Raw genomic sequence first — 25,307 nt, 5'->3', positions numbered from 1 at the left:
CGAGCTAAAACGGGGTGACCGCTCCGCTTAGTTGTGGTTACGTGAGCCCATGGCCATTCGACTTGGACTTCAGATCCCCAACTTTTCCTACGGCACCGGCGTCGCGGACCTGTTCCCGACGGTCATCGCGCAAGCTCGGGAAGCCGAATCCGCCGGCTTCGACTCGGTTTTCCTGATGGACCACTTCTACCAACTGCCCGGCCTCGGCGCGCCCGAAGAGCCGATGTTGGAGGCCTATACCGCCCTGGGCGCGCTGGCGAACGCCACCGAGCGGGTTCAGCTGGGAACCCTGGTCACCGGCAACACCTACCGCAACCCCACCGTGCTCACCAAGGCCATCACCACCTTGGACGTGATCAGCCAGGGTCGCGCCATCCTGGGCATCGGCACCGGGTGGTTCGAGCTCGAGCACGACAGCCTCGGATTCGAATTCGGCACCTTCACCGACCGTTTCAAGAAGCTCGACGAGGCACTGCAGATCATTGTGCCGATGCTCAAGGGTGAGCGCGTCACATTTGACGGCGCCTACTACAAAACCCAAGAAGCCTTCGCCAATCCCCGCTTCCGCGAACATATCCCGCTGATGATCGGCGGCAGCGGCGAGAAGAAGACCATCCCGCTGGCCGCACGGCACTTCGACCACCTCAACATCATCGCCGGCTTCGACGAACTGCCCCGCAAACTCGACGTCGTGCGTCAGCGATGCGAGGAGATCGACCGCGACCCGGCCACCCTGGAGACCAGCATGCTGGTCATCGCCTTGATCGGCGAGCAGTTCACCGCGGACATGATTCCCGACGATTTCAAGCAACAGGCCGTCTTCGGCAGCCCCGAACAGGTCGCCGAACAGCTCAAGGACAAGGTCTACGACGTCGGCGTCGACGGTGTGATCCTCAGCCCGGTGACGATGGGCGGTTACGTGCCCGGCGGTGTGACCGCGGTGGCCGAGGCGCTGAAGCCGGTGCTGGCCGGGTAGCGAGGTGAACTCTTGGTGGGTGCCCCATCTCACCGCGCTGGTGGGATGGGCACCGACTACCCTAGGGTTGTATTAACAAAGTACTTCGCTAGGAGCGTCAGATGAGCCACCCCGGAGCCACGGCATCGGATCGGCACCAGGTAGTCATCGTTGGTTCGGGATTCGGCGGACTGAACGCCGCGCAGGCGCTCAAGCGTGCCGACGTCGACATCAAGCTGATCGCCCGCACCACCCACCACCTGTTCCAGCCGCTGCTGTACCAAGTGGCCACCGGGATCATCTCCGAGGGCGAGATCGCCCCGCCGACGCGACTGATCCTGCGTAAGCAGGACAATGCGCAGGTGCTCCTCGGCGATGTGACGCACATCGACCTGGAGAAGAAGACGGTCGACTCGATCCTGCTCGGGCATACCTACAGCACGCCCTACGACACGTTGATCCTGGCCGCCGGCGCCGGTCAGTCGTACTTCGGCAACGACCACTTCGCGGAGTTCGCCCCGGGTATGAAGACCATCGATGATGCGCTGGAACTGCGTGGCCGCATCCTCGGCGCCTTCGAGCAGGCCGAGCGGTCCAGCGATCCGGAACGCCGCAAAAAGCTGCTGACCTTCGTTGTCGTCGGCGCCGGGCCCACCGGTGTCGAGATGGCGGGCCAGATCCAGGAGCTGTCCGATCAGACGCTCAAGGGCAGCTTCCGGCACATCGACCCCACCGAGGCGCACGTCATCCTGCTCGATGCCGCACCGGCCGTATTGCCGCCCATGGGTGAGAAGCTCGGCCTCAAGGCCAAGGAGCGGCTGGAGAAGATGGGCGTCGAGATCCAGCTGAACGCCATGGTCACCGACGTCGATCGCAACGGCATCACCGTCAAGGACCAGGACGGCAGCCTGCGCCGGATCGAATCGGCCAGCAAGGTGTGGTCGGCCGGTGTGGCCGCCAGCCCGCTGGGCAGGGACCTTGCCGCGCAGTCCGACACCGAGATCGACCGCGCCGGCCGCGTGATCGTCAACCCGGATCTGTCGATCCCCGGTCACCCCAACGTGTTCGTGATCGGAGATATGGCCTTCGTACCTGGCGTGCCCGGGATGGCCCAGGGCGCCATCCAGGGCGGCAAGTACGTCGCCGCGATCGTCAAGAACGAGGCCGCTGCCCGGGCACACGGCACCAAGCCCAAGCCGCGGGTGCCGTTCAAGTACTTCGACAAGGGCTCGATGGCCACGGTGTCGAAGTGGAACGCCGTCGCCCAGATTCCCCTCGGCGAGAAGAACAAGTTCGAATTCAGTGGGTTCTTCGCGTGGCTGGCCTGGCTGGGACTGCACCTGATCTACCTGGTCGGCTTCAAGACCAAGATCGCCACCCTGCTGTCGTGGGCGGTCACGTTCCTCAGCCGGCAGCGCGGTCAGCTGACCATCACCGAGCAGCAGGCCTATGCCCGTACCCGCATCGAGGAGCTTCAGGAGATCGCGGCCGCGGTGCAGGAGGGCGAGAAGGCGGCCAGTTAGCCGCCCAGTCGCTGCCCCTGCCACGTCGACAGGCTGCCGCCACCGGCCAATTCCAGGACTGTGCCGGCGCTGTCGAATCCTGTTGCCGGATAACGTAGTTCACTGACGCACGCCTTCGGCGTCCCCAGCACGTCATCGGCTACCGATCCCCTGCCGAGCTCGACACGATGCCGCAACAACGGACTGCCGCCGATATCGGCATGCAGCGCCGAGGACCAAAAGCCCTGGTCCTCACCGATTCTGCCGATCTGCACACTCTCCCGAACCCGGGCCGTGGCGGCCTCTGCCACCCTCAGCCGGGTGCTGGTGTGGTGGCGTGCGCCGCCGGCCACGACGGTGGGCTGGGGGTCCAGATCGAGTTCACCGGCGACTTCCAGATCCCAGGAACTGTGCGACAGCAGGCTCGCCGCACCCGGCAGCACGACACTGGCGGCGGCGCTGCGGACCCGCAGCCGCGCGCCCGCCTCCACGATGATGCGCACCGAGATGACATCCCCGCCCAGCGGTGTCGCGGCCGCCGAAAGGAGGTGCACCACATCGGGTTCTGTGCGGCGTGCGGCCAGTGCGCCGGCGCATTCGATATGCGGGCCACGGCCGGGCCGCGCCACCAGCAGAACGTCGGAGCGCATCTAGGCGGTGATCGGGATCTGTAGCTGGTCGTGCACCCACTGCAACACCGGCGCGGCGGTCGGGTCGTCGGTGAGCGAGATGAGCACGAAGGGCCGCTCACCGCGCACCTGTGTGGAGTCCCGGCGCATCACGTCGAGGTCGGCGCCGACCAGCGGCGCCAGATCGGTCTTGTTGATCACCAACAGGTCCGAGTAGGTCACGCCGGGACCGCCCTTGCGCGGTACCTTGTCCCCACCCGCGACGTCGACGACGAAGATCTGCACGTCGATCAGGCCGGACGAGAATGTCGCGGTCAGGTTGTCGCCGCCCGATTCGACCAGGATCAGGTCCAGACCGGGATTGGCGGCTATCAGGTCGTCGATGGCATCGAGGTTGGCGGTGATGTCATCGCGTATCGCGGTGTGCGGGCAGCCCCCGGTCTGTACCGCGGCGATCCGTTCGTCCGGCAGGACGGCATGCCTGCGCAGGAAATCGGCGTCCTCGGTGGTGTAGATGTCGTTGGTGAGCACCGCCAGGGATATCTCATCGCGCAACTGGCGGCACAGGGCGGCCACCAGGGCCGTCTTGCCGGACCCCACCGGACCGCCCACACCGATGCGCAGCGGCTCCCCCGGGCGGCGTACCCGCTTGGGCCGGTCGGTGTGGGTATGCGGTTCGCCGTCGATGAAATGTGGTGGCATATCGGAACCTTTCGAATCAAATCATGGCTTTTCAGGAAAAGAACAACGGTCGCTCACGCGCCGCGTGCCCTTCGGCCTGCACGTCGAGCAGCGGATCGGAGAGGTCGGCGAGCTCGGTCACCGCTCGCGCCGCGGTCTGCTCGCACAGCGCGGACAACTCGAAGGTCAGTGCCGCCACATCGGCGGGATCCAGGGCGAGCAGCCGCTGCGCCGCGGTCGCCGAGCCGGTCATCGTGGTGTAGACGACCGAGAGCGCGGTGTGCTCGGGAACCACCGCACCGGCGACACCCACCACACCGGCGACCACAGCGAGGTGCGGCTTTGGCCCCAGCGGATCCCAGGAGTGGTCCGGCCACACCCGTCGGGCCAGCCTCAGCAGCCCACGGCCCTGCGCCCGCGAGGCGGTCCGCGCCGCCGGAGACGGTGTGCGGGCATCGGTTTCGGCATCGGCTGCATCGACCGACAGACCACCGGTGTGCACGGCGGCGGCCAACGACGCGCTGACCAGACCCTGGCTGCGGATGCGCCGGCACAGGTAGGCACGCAGCGTCTCGACGTCGGTGACCCGCCCGGCCGTGATCGCCTCTTCGACGCCGCCGGAGTGCACGTGACCGCCGGTGGGCAGCCGGGAGTCGGCCAGGGTGAGCAGTGTGGCCAGCATCAGAACAAGAAGTAGCGCTGCGCCATCGGCAGTTCGGCGGCGGGCTGCTCCTGCCAGACCTCGCCGTCGATACGCACGGTGAAGGTGTCGGCGTCGACCTCGATCCGTGGCAGTGCGTCGTTGAGCGGCATCTGGGCCTTGCCCACCCGTCGGACGTTGCTCACCGCCAGCAGCTTTCGCCGGACGTCGAGCCGGTCGGGCAGACCGTCCTCCAGCGCTTGAGGTGCCACGAAATGCACCGACGTGGCGGCCGCGGCCGCCGGCGCGGCACCGAACATGGGCCGGGGCAGCACCGGCTGCGGGGTCGGAATGGAGGCGTTGGCGTCGCCCATGGCCGCCCAGGCGATCATGCCGCCCTTGATGACGGCGTGCGGGCGGACACCGAAGAAGGCCGGCTCCCAGAGCACCAGATCGGCCAGCTTGCCGACCTCCACCGAACCGATCTCGTGATCCATGCCGTGCGCCACCGCCGGGCAGATGGTGTACTTCGCGACGTAGCGTCGGGCCCGGTTGTTGTCGGCCCGCAGGTCACCTTCCAGAAATCCCCTGCGGCGCTTCATGACGTGCGCGGTCTGCCAGGTGCGCAGTACCACCTCGCCGATCCGTCCCATGGCCTGGGCGTCACTGCCGATCATCGAGATCGCGCCGATATCGTGCAGCAGATCCTCCGCGGCGATGGTCGACGGGCGGATTCGACTCTCCGCGAACGCGAGATCCTCGGGGATGCTCGGGTTCAGATGGTGGCACACCATCAACATGTCCAGATGTTCGTCGAGGGTGTTGACGGTGTGCGGCCGGGTCGGGTTGGTCGAACTCGGGAGCACATTGGGCTCACCGGCGACGGTGATGATGTCGGGCGCATGCCCGCCTCCCGCACCCTCGGTGTGATAGGCGTGGATGGAGCGGCCCTTCACCGCGGCCAACGTGCCCTCTACGAAACCCATCTCGTTGAGCGTGTCGGTGTGGATGTTGGCCTGCACGCCGGCCGCCTCGGCCACCGTCAGGCAGGCGTCGATCGCCGCGGGGGTGGTGCCCCAGTCCTCGTGCAGCTTGAATCCGGCTGCCCCACCGCGCAACTGCTCCCACAACGCATCGGAGCTGACGGTGTTCCCCTTGCCGAGCAGCGCGACGTTCAGCGGCCAGCCGTCCAGCGCTTCCAGCATCCGGGCCAGATGCCAGGAACCGGGGGTGACCGTGGTGGCCTTGCTGCCCTCCGCGGGGCCGGTGCCGCCGGCGATGATGGTGGTGATGCCGCCGCCCAGGGCCTCCTCCATGATCTGCGGGCAGATCAGGTGCACGTGGCAGTCGATGGCGCCGGCGGTGACGATCCGGCCGTTCCCGGCGATGATCTCGGTGGACGGACCGACCACCAGGTCGGGGTGCACGCCGGACATGATGTCGGGGTTGCCCGCCTTGCCGATCGCCACGATGCGCCCGTCGCGGATTCCGATATCGGCCTTGATGATTCCCCAGTAGTCGAGAATGACCGCTCCGGTGATGACGGTGTCCGGCGAACCGTCGGCCCGGGTTGCCCGGCTCTGGCCCATCGATTCGCGCAGTACCTTGCCGCCACCGAACACCGCTTCGTCGCCGGCCAAACCCGGCCCGCCGCTGCGGTCCTCGGTGATCTCGATGAACAGGTCGGTGTCGGCCAGCCTGATCCGGTCCCCGGTGGTGGGACCGTACAGCGCGGCATAGCGGTCACGGGAAAGCGAACTCACGACTGGTCCAATCTGCCGGGCGGGTTCAGCGACAGCCCGTGCACCTCGCGGGTCCCACTCAGCGGAACCAGTGAAACACGCTGGGCGATGCCGGGTTCGAAGCGCACGGCGGTGCCCGCGGGGATATCGAGGCGGTGCCCGTGTGCGGCGGCGCGATCGAAGTCCAGTGCCGAGTTGGCCTGCGGCAGATGCACATGGCTGCCCACCTGCACGGGCCGGTCACCGGTGTTGACCACCTGCAGCGAGAGCTGCGGCGCTCCGGCATTGAGATCGATGTCACCGTCACCGAACACGTATTCACCGGGAATCATGGCACCACTTTCACGGGATCGGGTGGTGGACGGTGACGAGTTTTGTGCCGTCCGGGAACGTCGCCTCGACCTGCACGTCGTGCAGCATTTCCGGGACGCCCTCCATGACCTGCTCGCGGGTGAGCACCCCGCGGCCGCTGACCATGAGTTCGGACACCGTCCGACCGTCGCGGGCCCCCTCCAGGATGTGGTCGGTGATCAGTGCGACGGCCTCGGGGTGGTTCAGCGTGAGGCCGCGCTCTTGCCTTCGCCGGGCCAGTTCGGCCGCGTAGGAGATGAGTAACCGCTCTTGTTCATGCGGCGTTAAACGCATAGTGCGCGATACTGCCACGCCGCGGGTGAATCAGCAGCGCTCGCCGTCATTCCGCGACGTTCTGCAACCTGACCTGACCGCGGGCCACCGTGCGGCCGTCCTCGTCGGTGATGGTGATCAGCCAGAGCTGCTGGCGGCGGCCGCGGTGGATCGGGGTCGAAACCGCGGTCACCGTGCCGGATTTGATGGCACGCAGGAAATCGGTGTTGTTGTTGACGCCGACGACGGTCCCGCCGCCGTGCTCGGCGAGCCAGACATGCCCGCAGACACTCGCCAGGCTCTCCACGATCGCGCAGTAGACGCCCCCATGGACGATCCCCCACGGTTGCTTCACCTTGTCGGTGATCTCCAGGCTGGCGCGCCCGCCGTCCGGTGTCACCTCCAGGTATTGCAGTCCCAATTCGCTGTCGAAGCCGGCGCCGAGGCCGGGAGGCAGAGATGCGGTCACGAAATCAGTGTCTACACCTTCTGGTCCGAGAATGCGGAAGGGCCCCACGCGTAATGCGTGGGGCCCTTCCTTCGAGTGGACCGGGGGTCTCTGCAGCCCTCAGGACTCCGGCTCGGTCCGTTAGCCTCGCAGCTATAGGATAGGCAAGGCTGCCCTAATTTAGCAAGGCCTTCCCTACGGCGATCCTGTTCGCGCCGCGCACCGGCAGGCCGAACCCGACCAGAGCGTCCAGGATCGCCTGGCCGCGGCACATGCTCGTCAGCTCGCTGGACCCGGCCAGCAGCGGCACCTGAGTCGATGCGCCCACCACTGCCGCCCCGACGATGTTCCACATCGACGCGATGGAAATGGCGCCGTCGCTGACCTCGTAGAGCTTGGCGAACATCGGGGCCAGGGCGCGGTGGCTGCGGTGCGCCACCCATGTCGTCAGCGCCGCCTCGCTGGGCAGCGCCACGATGCCGTCTCGGGTGGTGCGCACCGTGCCGACCGTGGCGCGCTGCGCCAGATACGGGTCGTCGGGCAGAGCGCGCAGCGTCGGATCGACCACTCCGACCCAGTCGATGGCGCCCTCGGAGTCGACATGCACCCACAGGTTCTCCAACCCGGTGTCCCAGGCGCGCCCCTCCAGCGCCACCAGCGGCACTACCCGCCCGATCACCACGTGCGACAGTGTCGCCGCCAGCTGCTGTGCCACCGCGGCACGACTGTCGGTCTCGGCGATTGCGGCGTCAAACATGGCGCGCAGCCGGTCGGTGGTCATCACCTCGACCAGCGGCCACCACCGCCGCCGGGACAGGTCACCCATCACCGCCACCCCGTAGACCCGCGGGCATTCGGGGTAGAGCTCCCGCAGTCGCCGGCTGGACTCGTGTAGCGGCAGTGCCCGCCTGATCGACATGCGCGCGATCAGCGGATCGTCGACCACGACCGTCATCAGCACCTCCTCCTTCGGTTAGGTTAGCCTTACTATAGTCATCGACGACAACCGGACCAATACCTGTGACTGGACTCACAGATAACTCGGAAATGGGCCATGACCGGCCACGAAGAGCGCCTCGCCCGTCGAATGACCTGGACCGTAGGTGGGATACGACGCACGGTAGTAAGGGCGTAGTACCCTGATTCCATTGCTCAGGAGAGTGAACAGAACATGGCCAAGTTGACGCGGCTCGGGGAACTCGAGCGCGAAGTGATGGACCACTTGTGGACCTCGCGCGAACCGCAAACGGTGCGCCAGGTGCACGAGGCCCTCGCCGCGCGCCGCGACCTCGCCTACACCACGATCATGACGGTCCTGCAGCGGCTGGCGAAGAAGAATCTCGTCGTCCAGCATCGCGATGACCGCGCCCACCGCTACGCCCCGACGCACGGCCGTGACGAGCTCGTCGCCGGCCTGATGGTCGACGCACTGGACCAGGCAGCCGACTCGGGCAGTCGCGAGGCCGCCTTGGTGCATTTCGTCGAACGCGTGGGCGCTGACGAGGCCGACGCGCTGCGTCGCGCACTCGCCGAATTGGAGTCCAAGCACCGGGTTGGCCCACCCGCTGGTAATTCGGGCACCGGCTGAGGGACACTGACGGCGTGTCCGCGCTGGCCTTCTCCATCGTCGCGCTGGTGCTCGTCGGTCCGGTTCCCGCGCTCCTCGCGCGCGCATCCTGGCCGCTGCGCGCGCCGCGTGCCGCCATCGTGCTGTGGCAGGCCATCGCACTCGCTGCCGTGTTGTCAGCGTTTTCCGCCGGGCTCGCGATCGCCAGCCGGCTGTTCGTCCCCGGCCCCGACGGCCGCCCCACCGCCACGCTGACCAGCGAGATCGCCGTCCTCGGCTGGCCGCTGTGGGCGCTGTACGTGGTGGTCTTTGCGCTCACCCTGATGATCGGCGCGCGGCTGATCATCGCGGTGCTGCAGGTCGCCGTTGCCACCCGGCGTCGTCGCGCCCATCACCGCATGGTGGTCGACCTGGTCGGGATGTCCCGCGACGAAGTACGCAATCTCGTGCGCCGGCCCAGCGGGCTGCGCGTGCTGGGCGTCGCCCAGCCGATGGCCTACTGCCTGCCCGGCGTGCGCAGCCGCGTGGTCGTCAGCGAGGGTGCGCTCACCACGCTGTCGGAATCCGAGATCGACGCCATCCTCAGCCACGAGCGTGCCCACCTGCGTGCCCGCCACGATCTGGTGCTGGAGATGTTCACCGCGGTCCATGCCGCGTTCCCGCGTTTCGTGCGCAGCGGCAACGCCCTCGACGCGGTCCGGCTGCTCATCGAACTGCTCGCCGACGACGCCGCGGTCCGGGTCGCCGGGCCCACTCCCCTGGCCCGCGCGCTGGTGGCCTGCGCCGGTGGACGCACCCCGTCCGGCGCGCTGGCGGCCGGCGGACCGACCACGGTGGTCCGCGTGCAGCGTCTCTGCGGCGAGGGCAATAGTCTTGCCCTGGCAGCGGCGGCGTACACCGCCGCCGCCGCGATCCTGATCATCCCCACGGTGGCGCTGGCACTTCCCTGGCTCACCGAGCTGCACCGCCTGTTCAGTCATTAGGGCATAAACCCAGAGCCGGCGGCGATTCACCCATCTGAAGACACGACGACGCCACGACAACGTTGAAAGGCTGCCGCATGACCAGTTCGGGCAACACCGGCAAGGCACAGATCGGGGTCACCGGCCTCGCGGTCATGGGATCCAACATCGCGCGGAACTTTGCCCGCCACGGTTACACCGTTGCGCTGCACAACCGCTCGATCGCCAAGACCGACGCACTGCTGGCCGAGCACGGGACCGAGGGCAACTTCGTGCGCACCGAGACCATCGCCGAGTTCCTCGACGCACTGGAGAAGCCGCGCCGCGTGCTGATCATGGTCAAGGCCGGCGACCCGACCGACGCCGTCATCAACGAGCTCGCCGATGCGATGGAGGAAGGCGACATCATCATCGACGGCGGCAACGCGCTCTACACCGACACCATCCGCCGCGAGAAGGCCATCCGCGAACGTGGGCTGCACTTCGTCGGCGCCGGCATCTCCGGCGGCGAGGAGGGCGCGCTCAACGGCCCGTCGATCATGCCGGGCGGCCCCGCCGAGTCCTACGTCTCCCTCGGACCGCTGCTGGAGGAGATCTCCGCGCACGTCGACGGCGTGCCGTGTTGCACCCACATCGGACCCGACGGCGCCGGGCACTTCGTGAAGATGGTGCACAACGGCATCGAGTACTCCGATATGCAGCTCATCGGCGAGGCCTACCAGCTGTTGCGCGACGGCCTCGGTCTGGCGGCCGGCGAGATCGCCGATGTCTTCACCGAGTGGAACAAGGGCGATCTGGACAGCTACCTGGTCGAGATCACCGCCGAGGTGCTCAAGCAGGTCGACGCCAAGACCGGCACCCCACTGGTCGACCTGATCCTCGACGAGGCCGAGCAGAAGGGCACCGGCCGCTGGACGGTCAAGTCCGCTCTCGATCTGGGCGTGCCCGTCACCGGCATCGCCGAGGCGGTGTTCGCCCGCGCCTTGTCCGGCTCGGTCGCCCAGCGCACCGCCACCACCGGCCTGACCTCCGGCAGCCTCGGCGAAAAGCCCAGCGACGCAGCGCAATTCACCGAGGACATCCGTCAGGCGCTGTACGCCTCGAAGATCATCGCCTACGCCCAGGGTTTCAACCAGATCCAGGCCGGCAGTGCCGAGTACAACTGGGACATCACCCCGGGCGATATGGCGCGCATCTGGCGCGGCGGCTGCATCATCCGGGCCAAGTTCCTCAACCGGATCACCGACGCTTTCGACAAGAACGCCGATCTGCCCACCCTGATCGTCGACCCGTACTTCCGCGACGCCATCGAGGCCGCCATCGACAGCTGGCGCCGCGTCGTGGTCACGGCCACCGCGCTGGGCATCCCGATTCCCGGCTTCAGCTCCGCGCTGTCCTACTACGACGGGCTGCGCACCGAGCGGCTGCCGGCCGCACTCACCCAGGGCTTGCGCGACTTCTTCGGCGCACACACCTATGGCCGCATCGACACCGACCGCGACAAGCGCTTCCACACCCTGTGGAGCGGTGACCGCAGCGAGGTGCAGGCCTAGCTTTCCCCCGCGAGCAGACGCAAATGGCCGCCAATACGGGCCAAAATGCGGCCATTTGCGTCTGCTCGCGGGATGTTCGGAGCCCACTAGACTCACGGGTGTGCAGTTTCTCAACGGCCACACCCCGCCCTACGACCTGACCTACAACGACGTCTTCGTCGTGCCCGGGCGCTCCGAGGTGGCGTCGCGGTTCGACGTCGATCTGTCGACCGTCGACGGGTCGGGGACCACCATCCCGGTGGTGGTGGCGAACATGACCGCGGTCGCCGGACGGCGGATGGCCGAGACGGTGGCGCGCCGCGGCGGCATCGTGGTGCTACCCCAGGACCTGCCGCTGTCGGTGGTGGCGCACACCGTCGACTTCGTCAAGAGCCGCGACCTCGTCGTCGACACACCGGTGATCCTGGGCCCCGACGACTCGGTGTCCGACGCCACCGCGCTGATCCACAAGCGCGCGCACGGTGCGGCGGTGGTGGTGTTCGAGGGTCGCCCGATCGGCGTGGTCACCGAGGCGTCCTGCGTCGGCGTGGACCGCTTCGCCCGGGTCCGCGACGTCGCCATCAGTGATTTCATCACCGCACCGGTCGGCACCGACCCACGCAAGGTCTTCGACCTGCTCGAGCATGCCCCGGTCGACATCGCGGTGCTCACCGACGGCAAGGGCGAACTTGCCGGGGTACTGACCCGGACCGGCGCCATCCGCGCCGGCATCTACACCCCCGCCGTGGACGCCAGGGGACGGCTGCGGATCGCGGCCGCGGTCGGTATCAACGGCGATGTCGGCGCCAAGGCACGCGGCCTCGCCGAGGCCGGCGCGGATCTGCTCGTCATCGACACCGCGCACGGCCATCAGGCCAAGATGCTGGACGCCATCGCCGCGGTCGCCTCGCTCGATCTCGGCCTGCCGATCGCGGCGGGCAACGTGGTGTCCGCCGAGGGCACCCGGGATCTGATCGGGGCGGGCGCGTCGATCGTGAAGGTGGGCGTCGGTCCCGGTGCGATGTGCACCACCCGCATGATGACCGGGGTCGGCCGCCCGCAGTTCTCCGCCGTTGTCGAATGCGCGGCTGCGGCAAGAGAACTCGGTGGACATGTGTGGGCCGACGGCGGGGTGCGGCATCCGCGCGATGTGGCACTGGCGCTGGCCGCCGGCGCGGCGAACGTGATGATCGGCTCCTGGTTTGCCGGCACCTACGAGTCCCCCGGCGACCTGCTGCGTGACCGCGACGGCCAGCCGTTCAAGGAGAGCTACGGAATGGCCTCCAAACGCGCGGTGGCCGCCCGCACCGCCGCCGACAGCGCGTTCGACCGGGCGCGCAAGGGTCTGTTCGAGGAGGGCATCTCCAGCTCCCGGATGGCGCTGGACGCGGCGCGCGGCGGTGTCGAGGATCTGCTCGACCACATCACCTCCGGGGTGCGCAGCACCTGCACCTACGTCGGGGCCGCGACGCTGCCCGAACTGCACGACAAGGTGGTGCTCGGCGTGCAGTCGGCCGCCGGGTTCGCCGAGGGGCATCCACTGCCGACCGGTTGGTGATTCCGCCCGCCCGCCGCGGGCGGTTACCATGGACCGGATTTCGTCGACACAGACCAGAGAGGGACTCCGTGCCACAGGCACCCGTGGAAGCCCACGGTTCTCAAGTGGGCGCGGGGATTCCGCTCGGCACACCGGCCCCGCACGACCCCGCCGACGCCGAGCCGTCCAGTAGCCAGCCGGGCAGCAGGCCCGGCAGACCTCCGGTGAGCATCCGATGAACCTCACCATGACGCTTCTCAGCCTGCTGGCGTTCGTCCTGCTGACGGCCGGAACCGCGCTGTTCGTGGCGGCCGAGTTCGCCTTGACGGCTCTGGAACGCAGCATCGTCGAGGCCAACGCCCGCACCGGGGGGCGACGCGACCAGTTCGTCCTCAAGGCGCACCGCACCTTGAGTTTTCAGCTATCCGGTGCCCAGCTGGGCATATCCATCACCACCCTGGCCACCGGGTACCTGGCCGAACCGGTGGTGGCCCGCCTGCTCTACGCGCCGCTGACCGCGCTGCGCCTCCCGGCCGACTGGGTGAGCCCGATCGCGTTGGTGCTGGCACTGCTGATCGCCACCTCGGTGTCGATGATCTTCGGCGAGCTGGTCCCCAAGAACCTCGCGGTCGCCAAGCCGCTGCCCACCGCCCGGTTCGCCGCCGCGCCGCAGTGGTATTTCGCCAAGCTGTTCACCCCGGTCATCAAGGCCACCAACGGCACCGCCAACTGGATCCTGCGCCGGATGGGCATCGAGCCGGCCGAGGAATTGCGCTCGGCGCGATCGCCGCAGGAACTGGTGTCGCTGGTGCGGACCTCGGCCCGCCGTGGCGCGCTGGACGCCGACACCGCCGTGCTCGTCGACCGCTCCCTGCAGTTCGGCGACCGTTCCGCCGAGGAGCTGATGACCCCGCGGTCGAAGATCGAATCGCTGGAACTCGAGGACACCGTTGCCGACCTGCTGTCCGCCGCGATCCGCACCGGCTACTCGCGATTTCCCATCGTCGACGGTGACCTGGATCAGACCGTCGGCATGGTGCACGTCAAGCAGGTCTTCGAGGTGCCGCCGCAACGCCGGGGCAGCACCCCGCTGTCCCGGTTGGCGGTTCCGGTGCCCACCGTGCCCGCATCCCTCGACGGGGACGCCGTGATGACCCAGATCCGCGGCAACGGCATCCAAACCGCCATGGTGGTCGACGAGTACGGCGGCACGGCAGGCATGGTCACCTTCGAGGACCTCATCGAGGAGATCGTCGGCGACGTACGCGACGAACACGACGACGCCACCCCCGATGTGGTGCAGAGCCGGGCCGGCTGGGAGGTCTCCGGGCTGCTCCGGATCGACGAGGTGGATTCCGAGACGCCGTTCCGCGCACCCGAGGGCGACTACGAGACGATCGGGGGGCTCGTGCTGGAGAAGCTCGGGCACATCCCCGAGGTCGGCGAAACCGTGGAGCTGACCGAGTTCGACCCCGACCAGTCCGGCGATGAACCGGTGTACTGGCAGGCCCGCATCCTGAAGATGGACGGCCGTCGCATCGACCTACTGGAACTGGTCAAGACCGAGGGCCGCAACGAAGTCGAGGGTCCCGATGGGCGGTGACGTGTTCGCGGTCGCGCTGACCGTGCTGCTGCTGGCCGCCAACGCGTTCTTCGTCGGCGCGGAGTTCGCCCTGATCTCGGCACGGCGCGACCGCCTGGAAGCGCTGGCCGAACAGGGCAAGAAGCGTGCCGTCACGGTGATGCGAGCGGCGGAGAACCTGTCGCTGATGCTGGCCGGTGCGCAGCTGGGCATCACCATCTGCTCGATCCTGCTGGGCCGGGTCGGCGAACCCGCGGTCGCCCACCTGCTGGAGAAACCGTTCGCACTGCTCGGGGTCGGGGACGCCGTCCTGCACACCGTGTCGTTCATCGTGGCGCTGGCGGTCGTGGTGACCCTGCACGTGCTGCTGGGCGAGATGGTGCCCAAGAACATCGCCATCGCCGGCCCGGAGGCCACCGCGATGCTGCTGGTGCCGCCGTACCTGATCTACATCCGCGCGGCACGGCCGCTCATCGCGTTCTACAACTGGGCCGCCAACACCACGCTGCGGGCGCTGCGGGTGGAACCCAAGGACGAACTCGACGTCACGGTCTCCACCGTCGAGCTGTCGGACATGATCGCCGAATCGCTGTCCGAGGGGCTGCTCGACCGCGAGGAGCACACCCGGTTGACCCGCGCGCTGCAGATCCGCGACCGCTGCGTGGCGGACCTGGCCATCCCACTGGACCGTATCCGCGCGGTGCCGGTCGCCGCGCCGGGGTCGGGCCCCACCATCGCCGCCGTCGAGCAGGCGCTCTCGGAGACCGGGTATTCCCGGTTCCCCGTCACCAATGCCGACGGCAGCTACCTGGGCTATCTGCACATCAAGGATGTGCTGCCGGTACTCAGCGAGGAGCGCACCCAGCTCGACTCCGCGATGGTCCGCCCGCTGATCCAGATGCCGTCGACGCTGCCGCTGCCGGACGCGTTGACTCGGTTGCGCCGCAACAAGAGTCACCTCGCTCTGGTGACCGATGGCGGTCGGATCACCGCGATGGTCACGCTGGAGGACCTGGTGGAGGACCTGGTGGGCACCGTGCGCGACGGGACGCACCGGGTCTGATGGCCACGGTCCTGCCCGAAGCGGACTGGCTGGCCCGCGAGGCCGCGCACCAGCAGCGGGTGCACCGGTTCACCGCACCGCACCAGCACCGCGCGCAACGGGGCGAACCGCACCCGGTGTGGGATTTCCTGTTCACCTACTACAGCCTGCGTCCCCGCCAGTTGCGGCGCTGGCACCCGGGCTTCGGGATCTATCTGGACGGGCCGGCGGCCGGACGCTTCGCCACCCGCCCCGGTTATGACCGTGTCGACGGCGCGGCGACGGTGACCGACACCGCACTGGCGTCGCGGCGCCCCACCGTGTCCTTCATCGCGGAGCTGCTGTCGGCCACGGCCGACCGGGCGCCACGCTTCAACTGTTTCGGGCTGCACGAGTGGGCGATGGTCTACCGGTCCCCCGAGGTGCGCCACGGTCAGGTGCCGCTGCGACTCGGGGCGCCGGGCACCGATGCAGTCGTCGATGCGATGCCGTTGCGGTGCAGCCATTTCGACGCGTTCAGGTTCTTCACCCCGGCCGCCGCCGAGCTCAACGGTGAGCAGTTGCGCCGCGACACCCAGCTGGCGACCGAGCAGCCGGGGTGCATTCACGCGGCGATGGACTTGTACAAATGGGCCTACAAACTGGGTCCGTTGGTGCCCTCGGAACTGGTGATGGACTGTCTGGACCTGGCCGCCGACGCCCGTGCCATCGATATGCGTGCCAGCCCATACGACCTGACCGACTACGGATTTGCGCCGATTACCATCGAGACCGCGGCCGGGCGCGCCGAGTACGTCAAGGCCCAGCAGGGCATCACCGAACGGGCCGCGCCGTTGCGCGCAGAACTGGCTCGCCGGTGTGAGCTGCTGCTCACCAGGTCCACCGCGGGGTCGCCGGCAGTTACCGGCGGGTAAACTAGTCCGACTGCTAAGGGAGGAAACATGACCGAGCGCGTGACGGTGGGCAACCTGCGGGTTGCCAAGGTTCTGCATGACTTCATCACGGCCGAAGCGTTGCCCGGCACCGGCCTGGACCCCGATACCTTCTGGTCCGGTGTCGACAAGGTCGTCGCCGACCTCACCCCGCAGAACCAGGATCTGCTGGCGCGCCGCGATGACCTGCAGGCCCAGATCGACAAGTGGCACCGGGCCCGGGTCATCGGCCCGTTCGACGCGGCCGAGTACAAGCAGTTCCTCACCGATATCGGCTACCTGACTCCGGAACCGGACGATTTCACCGTCACCACCTCCGGGGTCGATACCGAGATCACCAGCACCGCCGGCCCGCAGCTGGTGGTGCCGATCCTCAATGCCCGGTTCGCCCTGAATGCGGCCAACGCCCGATGGGGGTCGCTGTACGACGCGCTGTACGGCACCGACGTCATCTCCGACGAGGGTGGCGCCGAGGCAGGCTCCTCCTATAACACGGTCCGCGGCGACAAGGTCATCGCCTACGCCCGCACGTTCCTCGACGAGGCGGTGCCGCTGGCGTCGGGCTCGTGGGCCGATATCGACGGCCTGACGATCGAGGACGGACAGCTCTCGCCCGCCCTCGCCGACCCGAGCGCCTTTGTCGGCTACACCGGTGAACTCGGCTCCCCGTCCTGGTCGGTGCTGCTGGAGCACAACGGCCTGCACATCGAGATCCTCATCGACCCGGACTCCCCGATCGGCGCCGGCGACAAGGCCGGCATCAAGGATGTGGTGCTGGAGTCCGCGATCACCACCATCATGGACTTCGAGGACTCGGTGGCCGCCGTGGACGCCGAAGACAAGGTGCTCGGATACCGCAACTGGCTGGGACTCAACCGCGGCGATCTCTCCGAAGAGGTCAGCAAGGGCGGCAAGTCGTTCACCCGGGTGCTCAACCCCGACCGTGTCTTCACCCGCCCGGACGGCGAGGGTGAGCTCACCCTGCCCGGACGCAGCCTGCTGTTCGTGCGCAACGTCGGGCACCTGATGACCAATGACGCGATCGTCTTCGACGCCGACGGTGCGGACGGCGCGGAAGTTCCCGAAGGCATCCAGGACGCGCTGTTCACCGGTCTGATCGCGATGCACGGACTGTCCGAGGGCGACCAGAACGGGCCGTACCGCAACAGCCGCACCGGCTCGGTGTACATCGTGAAGCCCAAGATGCACGGCCCCGACGAGGTCGCGTTCACCTGTGAGCTGTTCAGCCGCGTCGAGGATGTTCTCGGCCTGCCCCAGGGCACCCTGAAGGTCGGCATCATGGACGAGGAGCGCCGCACCACGCTGAACCTGAAGGCCGCCATCAAGGCCGCCGCCGATCGGGTGGTGTTCATCAACACCGGTTTCCTGGACCGCACCGGCGACGAGATCCACACCTCGATGGAGGCCGGCCCGATGATCCGCAAGGGCGCGATGAAATCGCAGCCGTGGATCAAGGCCTACGAGGACAACAACGTCGATGTCGGTCTGGCCACCGGCCTGTCCGGGCGCGCGCAGATCGGCAAGGGCATGTGGGCGATGACCGATCTGATGGCCGATATGGTCGAGCAGAAGATCGGCCAGCCCCGCGCCGGCGCCACCACGGCGTGGGTGCCCTCCCCGACTGCGGCCACCCTGCACGCCATGCACTACCACCAGGTCGACGTCGCCGCGGTGCAGGAGGAACTGGCCGGGAAGAAGCGCGCCACCATCGACGAGCTGCTGACCATCCCGCTGGCCGGCGAGCTGGCCTGGTCACCCGATGAGATCCACGAAGAGGTGGACAACAACTGCCAGTCCATCCTGGGCTACGTGGTGCGCTGGGTCGACGCCGGCGTCGGCTGCTCCAAGGTGCCCGACATCCACAACGTCGCGCTGATGGAAGACCGTGCCACGCTGCGCATCTCCAGCCAGCTACTGGCCAACTGGCTGCGCCACGGTGTGATCACCGAAGGGGACGTCAAGGCCAGCCTGCGCCGGATGGCCGCGGTCGTCGACGAGCAGAACGCCGGAGATCCCGACTATCTGCCGATGGCCCCCGACCCGGAGGCCAGCATCGCGTTCCAGGCGGCTCAGGAGCTGATCCTGGCCGGGACCCAGCAGCCCAGCGGCTACACCGAGCCGATCCTGCACCGCCGCCGCCGCGAGTTCAAGGCGCGTGCCGCGAGCCAGTGACTAGACTTCGGCGGGGCATTCGACACGACGAGCTAAGAGGGTAGGGATGGGCAGGCACAGCATTCCCGACCCCGACGACACCGGCGACCGGACCTCCCAGGGGCCGGACGCCGGTTACGGGTCAGACGCCGCCGGGAGCGGCTCCGGTTTCGGTGACTTCGGTGCGGACGCAGGCGAATACGGTCCCGACGATTACCGCTACGACGACGACTCCGGATACGACAGCGACTCCGGCTACGACACCGGTGCCGGCTATGACGAGCCCGCACCGGCACCGCGCGGATTCCCCGCGGTCGCCGACGAGGATCAGCCCACCCAGGCGTTCTCGGTCACCGGTCGCCAGCGCGCCTACGACAGCGGTGAATGGACGGGCAGTCACCGTGCGGTGACTCCGGGCCGGCGCAAGGTCAGCCCGGTCGTCATCGGTGCGTTGATCACCGTCGTCGTGGTGGTCGGCGCCGTCATTCTGTGGCGCTTCTTCGGCGACGCCCTGTCCAACCGCAGCCAAGCCTCCGCCGATCGCTGCGTCGAGGGCGAGGTGACGGTCGCGGTCATCGCCGATCCCGCCATCGCCGATCAGGTCGGCACCCTGGCCGAGCAGTACAGCAAGACCGCGGATCCGGTGGGTGACCGCTGCGTGCAGGTCGCGGTCAAGGCCGCGGACTCCACCGCGGTGATCGACGGTTTCGGCCAGGCGTGGCCCGGCGATCTCGGCGAGCGCCCCGCACTGTGGATCCCGGCGAGTTCGATCTCCTCGGCGCGGCTGGAAACCGCCAGCGGCGGCAAGACCGTCATCGACAGCCGCCCGCTGGTGAGCTCGCCGGTCGTGCTCGCCGTCCGCCCCGAGCTCAAAGCGGCACTGGCCCAGCAGAACTGGTCCAGCCTGCCCGGACTGCAGAGCGATCCGGCCGCACTGGACGGGCTCAACCTGCCGGGCTGGGGCGCACTCAAATTGTCGCTGCCGCTCACCGGTAACAGCGACGCCGCCTATCTGGCCGCCGAGGCGGTGGCCGCCGCGTCGGCGCCCGCCGGGTCGCCGGGCTCTGCCGGCGCGGGTGCCGCACAACGGCTGCTGGCCGGGCAACCCGAGTTGGCCGATACCGCGGCCTCGACGGCACTGGATGCCCTCGTCAACGCCTCCGACCCGGCGACGGCACCCGTACACGCGGTCGCCACCACCGAGCAGAAGCTGTTCGAGCGGGGTGCGGATGTCGCCGACGCCGCCAATGTCCTCAGCGCCTGGATCCCTTCGGGTCCGACCGCTGTCGCCGATTTCCCCGCAGTGCTGCTCAGCGGTGACTGGCTGTCCAAGGAACAGCTCACCGCGGCAAGCGAGTTCGACCGCTTCATGCGAAAACCCGAACAACTCGCCGAGCTTGCCAAGGCCGGCTTCCGCGTCGAGGGTGTCGCACCGCCGAGCAGTCCGGTCACCGATTTCCCAGCGCTCGCGCAGCCGCTGTCGTTCGGCGATCCGGCGTCGCGCGCCGCGCTGGCCACTCGGCTGGCCACACCGGCCCGAGGCGGCACCGTCACCGTGATGCTCGGCCAGGCGACACCCGGGCTGACCGATGTCGCCAGCGCACTCGACGATCGACTGCAGCAACTGCCCCCCACAGCGGCGGTGGGATTGTGGACCTTCGACGGAGTGGCCGGTCGCTCGGCGATCACCACCGGTCCGCTCGGTGACGATGTCGGCGGCACCCCGCGGTCGGCGGCGCTGGGTTCGAGCCTGCAATCCCAGGGCGGATCAGCCAGCGGCGCGGTGTCCTTCACCACGCTGCGACTCGTCTATGCCGAGGCATTGACCAACTTCCGGGCCGGCGAACCGAATTCGGTGCTGGTGATCACATCCGGTCCGCACACCGACCGCAGTCTGGACGGCCCGGGACTGATCTCCTACGTCCAGGGTGCGGCGGACCCCGAACGCCCGGTGGCGGTGAATGTCATCGACGTGGGCGACGATCCGGACCGGTCGACGTGGGAAGAGGTGGCGCGGGCCAGCGGCGGCGAGTACCGCAATGTGCCCGGCGCGAACGATCCCGGTCTCGCCGATGCGGTCGCCGCGTTCCTGGGCTGAACCCGTCAACTCCGGCGCAGCACGCACCGCACCCCGAAGTGATCGGAGGGGAACACCCGCGGCAGTGCCGGGGAGATCGGCTCGCGCCCCAACAGGTCGACCGATTCCGCAAACCAGCTGTCCCCCTTGGTCAGCACCCGGTCGAACCGGACGTGGCGGTGCTTGTCCTTCATGTCGAACCGCATGTGGTTGATCGTGGTGTCCTCGGTGTATCCCGGCTCGCCGGGGCGCAGCATCGGCCAGACGTCCCGATAGTCGGCAGGCAGAATGCCGTTCTCCCCGTCACGAAGGTTGAAATCACCCAGCACCACCGCGTTCTCGGCGTTCCGCACGGACCCGCAGATCAGCCCGAGTTGGCGGGCACGCAGCGGAGCGGAGGCCTTTCCGCTTTCGAGGTGGACGCCGACCACGATCAGCCGCTCGCCGTTGACGGTGAGCTGCGCGGTCAGGTATCCGCGCGACAGCCGGGTCGGCAGCCGGGTGTAGCTGACGCGGTCGACGGGGATGCGGGACAGCAACAGCATGCCGTAATTGCCGCGGCGCCCGCCGACGACCGCGGCACTGCGGTAGTGTTCCCGGATCCAGGGCTGCTGGAGGAACACCGCGCGGGCGGCGGGGGTGACCTCTTGAAAGACCATGATGTCCAGCGCTTCCCGGGCCAACAGGTCGGCGATCGCGCGGTGACGCTGATCGGCGTGCTCCTCGTTGAACCAGATGTTGTATGTGCTGAGCGCCAGCCGCTCGGCGTCGCATCGAGTACGGTTGCCACGCTCGGTGTTCCACCGCTGCCGACCGGGATCGAACCGCAGCACCGGCACCGTCGCCGGGCGACCGAAGATGCGCTGCCACAGCCGGTCCATGGGGCCCAAGCTACCCCGCAGCCGGACTCGCCCTCGGCAGCGCGCCGGGCGTGCGGCGCAGCTCACAGCGCGAGCAGTCCGAGCGCCTCCCTGCCGAACAACTCCGGCACCTCCACCTGCGGGTAGTGCCCGACACCGGGTAACTCGACGACCGGGGCCGTCGGGCGCAGTTCACGCAGTCCGGCCAGGACGTTGACCGTGGCCACCGGGTCCTGCAGTCCCCACAGGAAACCCAGTGGCTTCTGCCACGCGCTGATCGCCCCGTGCCAGCGCGGGGCATAACGCACCCGCTCGTCGAGGTAGGCGCACAACAGGTGCATGATGCGGTGCCCGTCGTTGTGCGACAGAAGGGCCCACTGCGCCTGCGCCTCGTCGGGGCTCAGCGGGTGTGCGTCACCGAACAGTCTGGAGAAGCCACGCACGAATCCGGCCCGTCCGGTCAGCCGGGACAGCACCGGCCCCAGCGGTCCGCGCAACACCTTCTGCGAGGGGCGCAGACTGGCCCGCTCCAGGATCACACTGCCGTTGGTCAGCACGGCCGAACGCAGATCGAAGGGCAGTTGCCCGTCGACATCCCGGGCCAGCAGCTCGGTGGCCACCGAGGTGCCCATGTCGTGGGCGACCATCGACACCGGCCCGGTGGTAGTCTGCGCCAACACCTCCTGCACCAGATCGGCCTGCTCCAGCAGGCTGTATGTGTGCGGACGGGGTTTGTCCGACAAACCGAAGCCCAGGAAATCCATGGTCACCCACGGCCGCCCGCCGAGCGCGGTGACCACCGCGCGGTAGTCGAAGGAGCTCGACGGAAACCCGTGCAGCAGAAGCACCGTGGGTCCGGTGCCGGGCGCGGACCGGACGAAGACCGAACCGGCCGAGGTGGTCAGGAAGCGTCCACCGGCGCGCCACTCCTGGACAGCTGCAGGCAACACGGAGTCAGGTTAAGCGAATGCCTCCACCGGCGGGCAGGAACACACCAGGTTGCGGTCGCCGTAGGCGGCGTCGATCCGGCGCACCGGCGGCCACACCTTTGGCCGGAACCCCTTGCCCAGTGGGTAGGCGGCCTGCTCGCGGGTGTACGGATGCTCCCACTTCTCGACCAGCAGCGAGTCGGCGGTGTGCGGGGCGCCGCGCAGCGGATTGTCCTCGACCGGCCATTCCCCCGTGCCGACCTTGTCGATCTCGGCCTTGATGGCGATCATCGCGTCGCAGAACGCGTCGACCTCGGCCAGACTCTCACTCTCGGTGGGCTCCACCATCAGCGTGCCGGCCACCGGGAAGCTCATGGTCGGCGCGTGGAAACCGAAGTCAGCCAACCGCTTCGCCACGTCGTCCACGGTGACTCCGGTGGCCTTGGTGATGCCGTTGAGGTCGAGGATGCACTCGTGGGCGACCATGCCGTTCTCACCGGTGTAGAGCACCGGGAAGTACTCGTCGAGGCGGCGGGCCACATAGTTCGCCGAGGCGATCGCGGTCAGTGACGCCGCCCGCAATCCGGCCCCGCCCATCATCCGGATGTAGGTCCAGGTGATCGGCAGGATGGACGCCGACCCGTAGGGCGCCGCCGACACCGTGTAGTCATCGCCGAGCTCGTCGGCCAGCGGATGCCCGGGCAGGTACGGCGCCAGGTGGCTGCGCACCGCCACCGGGCCGACACCGGGGCCGCCGCCGCCGTGCGGGATGCAGAACGTCTTGTGCAGGTTGAGGTGGCTGACGTCGCCGCCGAAGCGGCCCGGCCGCGCCAGCCCGACCAGCGCGTTGAGGTTGGCTCCGTCGACGTAGACCTGACCGCCCGCATCGTGCACCGCGGCACAGATATCGGCGACGTCGTGCTCGTACACCCCGTGAGTGGACGGGTAGGTGATCATCAGCGCGGCCAGACGCTCGGCATGCTCGGACACCTTGGCGCGCAGGTCGTCGAGGTCGACGTCACCATTGGCCCGGCATGTCACCACCACCACCCGCATCCCGACCAGCGCGGCCGAGGCGGCGTTGGTGCCGTGCGCACTGGACGGGATCAGGCAGACGTCACGTTCGGCCTGGCCGTTGGCACGGTGGTAAGCCTGGATGGCGAGCAGCCCGGCGTACTCCCCCTGCGAGCCGGCATTGGGCTGCAACGAGATTTCGTCGTAGCCGGTGATCCCGGTCAGCCAGTCCTGCAGGTCGGCGATCAGCCGGCGCAGGCCCGGGTTGTCCGATGCCGGGGCGAACGGATGCTGCGCGGCGAATTCCGGCCAGGTGATCGGCTCCATCTCGGCGGCGGCGTTGAGCTTCATCGTGCACGAACCCAGCGGGATCATGCTGCGGTCCAGCGCGATGTCCTTGTCGGCCAGCGATCGTAGGTAACGCATCATCGAGGTTTCGGTGCGGTACTGGTGAAACGCCGGGTGGGTCAGGAATTCCGATGTCCGGGTGGCGATATCGGTGCCCGAGGGCTGCGCGGGCGTCACCGCGAACGCCTCCAGCACGGCCGCGACATGCGCGTCGGTGGTGGCCTCGTCACAGGCCACCGACACGTGGTCGGCGTCCACGCGCCACAGGTTGATACCGGCGGATTTGGCGGCCGCCACGACCTCATCGGCGCGGCCGGGCACGTGCGCCAGCACGGTGTCGAAGAACGTCTGGTGCACCAGCGAATCGCCCAGGGCCGCACCGATCTTCGCGGCTTGCTCGTGCACCCGGCGGGCGATCGCCGCCAATCCGGCCCCGCCGTGGTAGCTGGCGTACATGGCGGCCATCACGGCCAACAGCACCTGCGCGGTGCAGATGTTGCTGGTCGCCTTGTCCCGGCGGATGTGCTGTTCGCGGGTCTGCAAGCTCAGCCGGTAGGCCGGGGTGCCGTCGGCGTCGAGCGAGACCCCGACCAGCCGCCCCGGCAGCTGGCGGGCGTGCTTGGTGTGCACCGCCAGGTAGCCGGCGTGCGGGCCGCCGAATCCCATGGGCACACCGAAACGTTGGGTGGTGCCGAAGGCGACGTCGGCGCCGAGGTCACCGGGCGGGGTGATCAGGGTGGCGGCCAGCAGGTCGGCCCCGACCGCGACCAGCGCGCCACGCTCATGGGCGGCGGCGATCAGATCCGACCAGTCGTCGATGCGTCCGCTCGCGCCGGGCAGCTGGACGATGACGCCGAAGACGTCGCCGTCGGGCAGGCCGTCGCGCAGGTCGGCGGTCACGATCTCGATGCCGAGTGGCTCGGCGCGGGTGGCGATCACCGCCGCGGTCTGGGCGTACACGTCGGCATCGACCACCAGACGGTTCGACGGGCCCTTGACCGCGCGATGCATCAGCGTCATCGCCTCGGCGGCGGCGGTGCCCTCGTCGAGCATCGACGCGTTCGCCACATCGAGGCCGGTCAGGTCGGCGACCATGGTCTGGAAGTTCAGCAGCGCCTCGAGCCGGCCCTGGCTGATCTCGGGCTGGTACGGCGTGTAGGCGGTGTACCAGGCGGGGTTCTCCAGGATGTTGCGCTTGAGCACCGGCGGGGTCAGCGTGTCGAAGTAGCCCTGGCCGATCATCGAGACGGCGACGGTGTTGGAGTCGGCCAGCGCGCGCAGTTCGGCGAGCGCCTCCTCCTCGGTCGCGGCCGGCGGCAGGTGTTCCAGCCCGGGCGCCAGACCGTTGCCGTCCACCGCGTCGAGGATGCCCGCCGGCAACGCCTTCTCGGCCAACTCATCGAGCGAGCCCACACCGATGACGCCCAGCATGGTGGCGATGGCATCGGCGTCGGGTCCGATATGGCGGCCGACAAAGCCGGAATGGTCAACAGACACGAGATCTCCCCTGGTCGAGGGCGCACACAGCCACG

At 68.5% G+C, this 25,307-nt stretch carries 22 protein-coding genes; 11 read left to right on the top strand and 11 right to left on the bottom strand.

Annotated features, from left to right (window positions below):
- The first annotated feature begins 49 nt into the window (after positions 1-49).
- Both A7U43_RS15265 and A7U43_RS15260 read left to right on the top strand, forming a co-directional pair.
- On the top strand, positions 50-976 hold the full coding sequence (locus tag A7U43_RS15265) for an LLM class F420-dependent oxidoreductase (protein ID WP_067996805.1): 927 nt from the start codon (positions 50-52) through the stop codon (positions 974-976).
- 101 nt (positions 977-1,077) lie between these two features.
- Complete coding sequence (locus A7U43_RS15260; RefSeq protein ID WP_067996802.1) at positions 1,078-2,478, top strand: NAD(P)/FAD-dependent oxidoreductase; 1,401 nt, start codon at positions 1,078-1,080, stop codon at positions 2,476-2,478.
- On the opposite strand, the gene A7U43_RS15255 is transcribed toward A7U43_RS15260, so the two are convergent.
- The 8 genes from A7U43_RS15255 to A7U43_RS15220 all read right to left on the bottom strand — a co-directional run bounded on the left by A7U43_RS15255 (position 2,475) and on the right by A7U43_RS15220 (position 8,176).
- On the bottom strand, positions 2,475-3,107 hold the full coding sequence (locus tag A7U43_RS15255; RefSeq protein ID WP_067996799.1) for an urease accessory protein UreD: 633 nt from the start codon (positions 3,105-3,107) through the stop codon (positions 2,475-2,477). The two genes, A7U43_RS15260 and A7U43_RS15255, sit on opposite strands and share 4 nt — an antisense overlap.
- Positions 3,108-3,788: an urease accessory protein UreG gene (gene ureG, locus A7U43_RS15250; protein ID WP_067996795.1), complete on the bottom strand. Its 681-nt coding sequence runs from the start codon at positions 3,786-3,788 to the stop codon at positions 3,108-3,110.
- Between the two features lie 31 nt (positions 3,789-3,819).
- Positions 3,820-4,449 carry an urease accessory protein UreF gene (locus tag A7U43_RS15245; RefSeq protein ID WP_067996792.1) on the bottom strand — a complete coding sequence of 210 codons (630 nt, stop codon included), beginning with the start codon at positions 4,447-4,449 and terminating at the stop codon, positions 3,820-3,822.
- A complete protein-coding gene (locus A7U43_RS15240; RefSeq protein ID WP_067996789.1) occupies positions 4,449-6,170 on the bottom strand; it encodes an urease subunit alpha in 1,722 nt (573 codons plus the stop codon). The genes A7U43_RS15245 and A7U43_RS15240 overlap by 1 nt, the downstream gene beginning before the upstream one ends.
- The gene (locus A7U43_RS15235; protein ID WP_067996785.1) at positions 6,167-6,481 is read right to left on the bottom strand and encodes an urease subunit beta; all 315 of its coding nucleotides are present in this window, start codon (positions 6,479-6,481) and stop codon (positions 6,167-6,169) included. Before A7U43_RS15235 ends, A7U43_RS15240 begins: the two co-directional genes overlap by 4 nt.
- A gap of 10 nt (positions 6,482-6,491) precedes the next feature.
- The gene (locus A7U43_RS15230) at positions 6,492-6,794 is read right to left on the bottom strand and encodes an urease subunit gamma (protein ID WP_067996781.1); all 303 of its coding nucleotides are present in this window, start codon (positions 6,792-6,794) and stop codon (positions 6,492-6,494) included.
- A gap of 46 nt (positions 6,795-6,840) precedes the next feature.
- Positions 6,841-7,242, bottom strand: a complete 402-nt coding sequence (locus A7U43_RS15225; RefSeq protein ID WP_067996778.1) for a PaaI family thioesterase — start codon at positions 7,240-7,242, stop codon at positions 6,841-6,843.
- 154 nt (positions 7,243-7,396) lie between these two features.
- Complete coding sequence (locus tag A7U43_RS15220; RefSeq protein WP_068002792.1) at positions 7,397-8,176, bottom strand: iron reductase; 780 nt, start codon at positions 8,174-8,176, stop codon at positions 7,397-7,399.
- Between the two features lie 216 nt (positions 8,177-8,392).
- Here A7U43_RS15220 and A7U43_RS15215 point away from each other — a divergent pair, with 216 nt between their 5' ends.
- The 9 genes from A7U43_RS15215 (at position 8,393) to A7U43_RS15175 (ending at position 20,645) form a co-directional block, all read left to right on the top strand.
- A complete protein-coding gene (locus A7U43_RS15215; RefSeq protein ID WP_067996775.1) occupies positions 8,393-8,809 on the top strand; it encodes a BlaI/MecI/CopY family transcriptional regulator in 417 nt (138 codons plus the stop codon).
- Between the two features lie 14 nt (positions 8,810-8,823).
- Positions 8,824-9,771 carry a M56 family metallopeptidase gene (locus tag A7U43_RS15210; protein WP_067996773.1) on the top strand — a complete coding sequence of 316 codons (948 nt, stop codon included), beginning with the start codon at positions 8,824-8,826 and terminating at the stop codon, positions 9,769-9,771.
- Positions 9,772-9,848: 77 nt separating this feature from the next.
- Positions 9,849-11,303: an NADP-dependent phosphogluconate dehydrogenase gene (gene gndA / locus A7U43_RS15205; protein ID WP_067996770.1), complete on the top strand. Its 1,455-nt coding sequence runs from the start codon at positions 9,849-9,851 to the stop codon at positions 11,301-11,303.
- Between the two features lie 100 nt (positions 11,304-11,403).
- The gene (locus tag A7U43_RS15200) at positions 11,404-12,840 is read left to right on the top strand and encodes a GuaB1 family IMP dehydrogenase-related protein (RefSeq protein WP_067996767.1); all 1,437 of its coding nucleotides are present in this window, start codon (positions 11,404-11,406) and stop codon (positions 12,838-12,840) included.
- 214 nt (positions 12,841-13,054) lie between these two features.
- Positions 13,055-14,422: a hemolysin family protein gene (locus A7U43_RS15195; protein WP_067996765.1), complete on the top strand. Its 1,368-nt coding sequence runs from the start codon at positions 13,055-13,057 to the stop codon at positions 14,420-14,422.
- Positions 14,412-15,464: a hemolysin family protein gene (locus A7U43_RS15190; protein ID WP_067996762.1), complete on the top strand. Its 1,053-nt coding sequence runs from the start codon at positions 14,412-14,414 to the stop codon at positions 15,462-15,464. The genes A7U43_RS15195 and A7U43_RS15190 overlap by 11 nt, the downstream gene beginning before the upstream one ends.
- Positions 15,464-16,357 carry a 3-methyladenine DNA glycosylase gene (locus A7U43_RS15185; RefSeq protein ID WP_067996759.1) on the top strand — a complete coding sequence of 298 codons (894 nt, stop codon included), beginning with the start codon at positions 15,464-15,466 and terminating at the stop codon, positions 16,355-16,357. Before A7U43_RS15190 ends, A7U43_RS15185 begins: the two co-directional genes overlap by 1 nt.
- A 27-nt stretch (positions 16,358-16,384) precedes the next feature.
- Positions 16,385-18,568: a malate synthase G gene (locus A7U43_RS15180; protein WP_067996756.1), complete on the top strand. Its 2,184-nt coding sequence runs from the start codon at positions 16,385-16,387 to the stop codon at positions 18,566-18,568.
- Between the two features lie 46 nt (positions 18,569-18,614).
- Entirely contained in the window at positions 18,615-20,645 is a 2,031-nt protein-coding gene (locus tag A7U43_RS15175) for a vWA domain-containing protein (protein WP_067996753.1), read from the top strand.
- Between the two features lie 5 nt (positions 20,646-20,650).
- On the opposite strand, the gene A7U43_RS15170 is transcribed toward A7U43_RS15175, so the two are convergent.
- From A7U43_RS15170 to gcvP, 3 genes are all read right to left on the bottom strand, one after another.
- Entirely contained in the window at positions 20,651-21,505 is an 855-nt protein-coding gene (locus tag A7U43_RS15170) for an endonuclease/exonuclease/phosphatase family protein (protein WP_082902150.1), read from the bottom strand.
- A 62-nt stretch (positions 21,506-21,567) separates the two neighbouring features.
- Positions 21,568-22,434 carry an alpha/beta fold hydrolase gene (locus A7U43_RS15165; RefSeq protein ID WP_067996750.1) on the bottom strand — a complete coding sequence of 289 codons (867 nt, stop codon included), beginning with the start codon at positions 22,432-22,434 and terminating at the stop codon, positions 21,568-21,570.
- A gap of 9 nt (positions 22,435-22,443) precedes the next feature.
- Positions 22,444-25,272 (bottom strand): aminomethyl-transferring glycine dehydrogenase, encoded by a 2,829-nt coding sequence (gene gcvP / locus A7U43_RS15160; RefSeq protein WP_067996747.1) that lies wholly within the window; start codon positions 25,270-25,272, stop codon positions 22,444-22,446.
- Positions 25,273-25,307: the final 35 nt, after the last annotated feature.

Source organism: Mycobacterium adipatum (genome assembly GCF_001644575.1).
In the GTDB taxonomy this organism is placed as follows: domain Bacteria; phylum Actinomycetota; class Actinomycetes; order Mycobacteriales; family Mycobacteriaceae; genus Mycobacterium; species Mycobacterium adipatum.
This window is presented reverse-complemented; position numbering and strand designations above follow the sequence as displayed.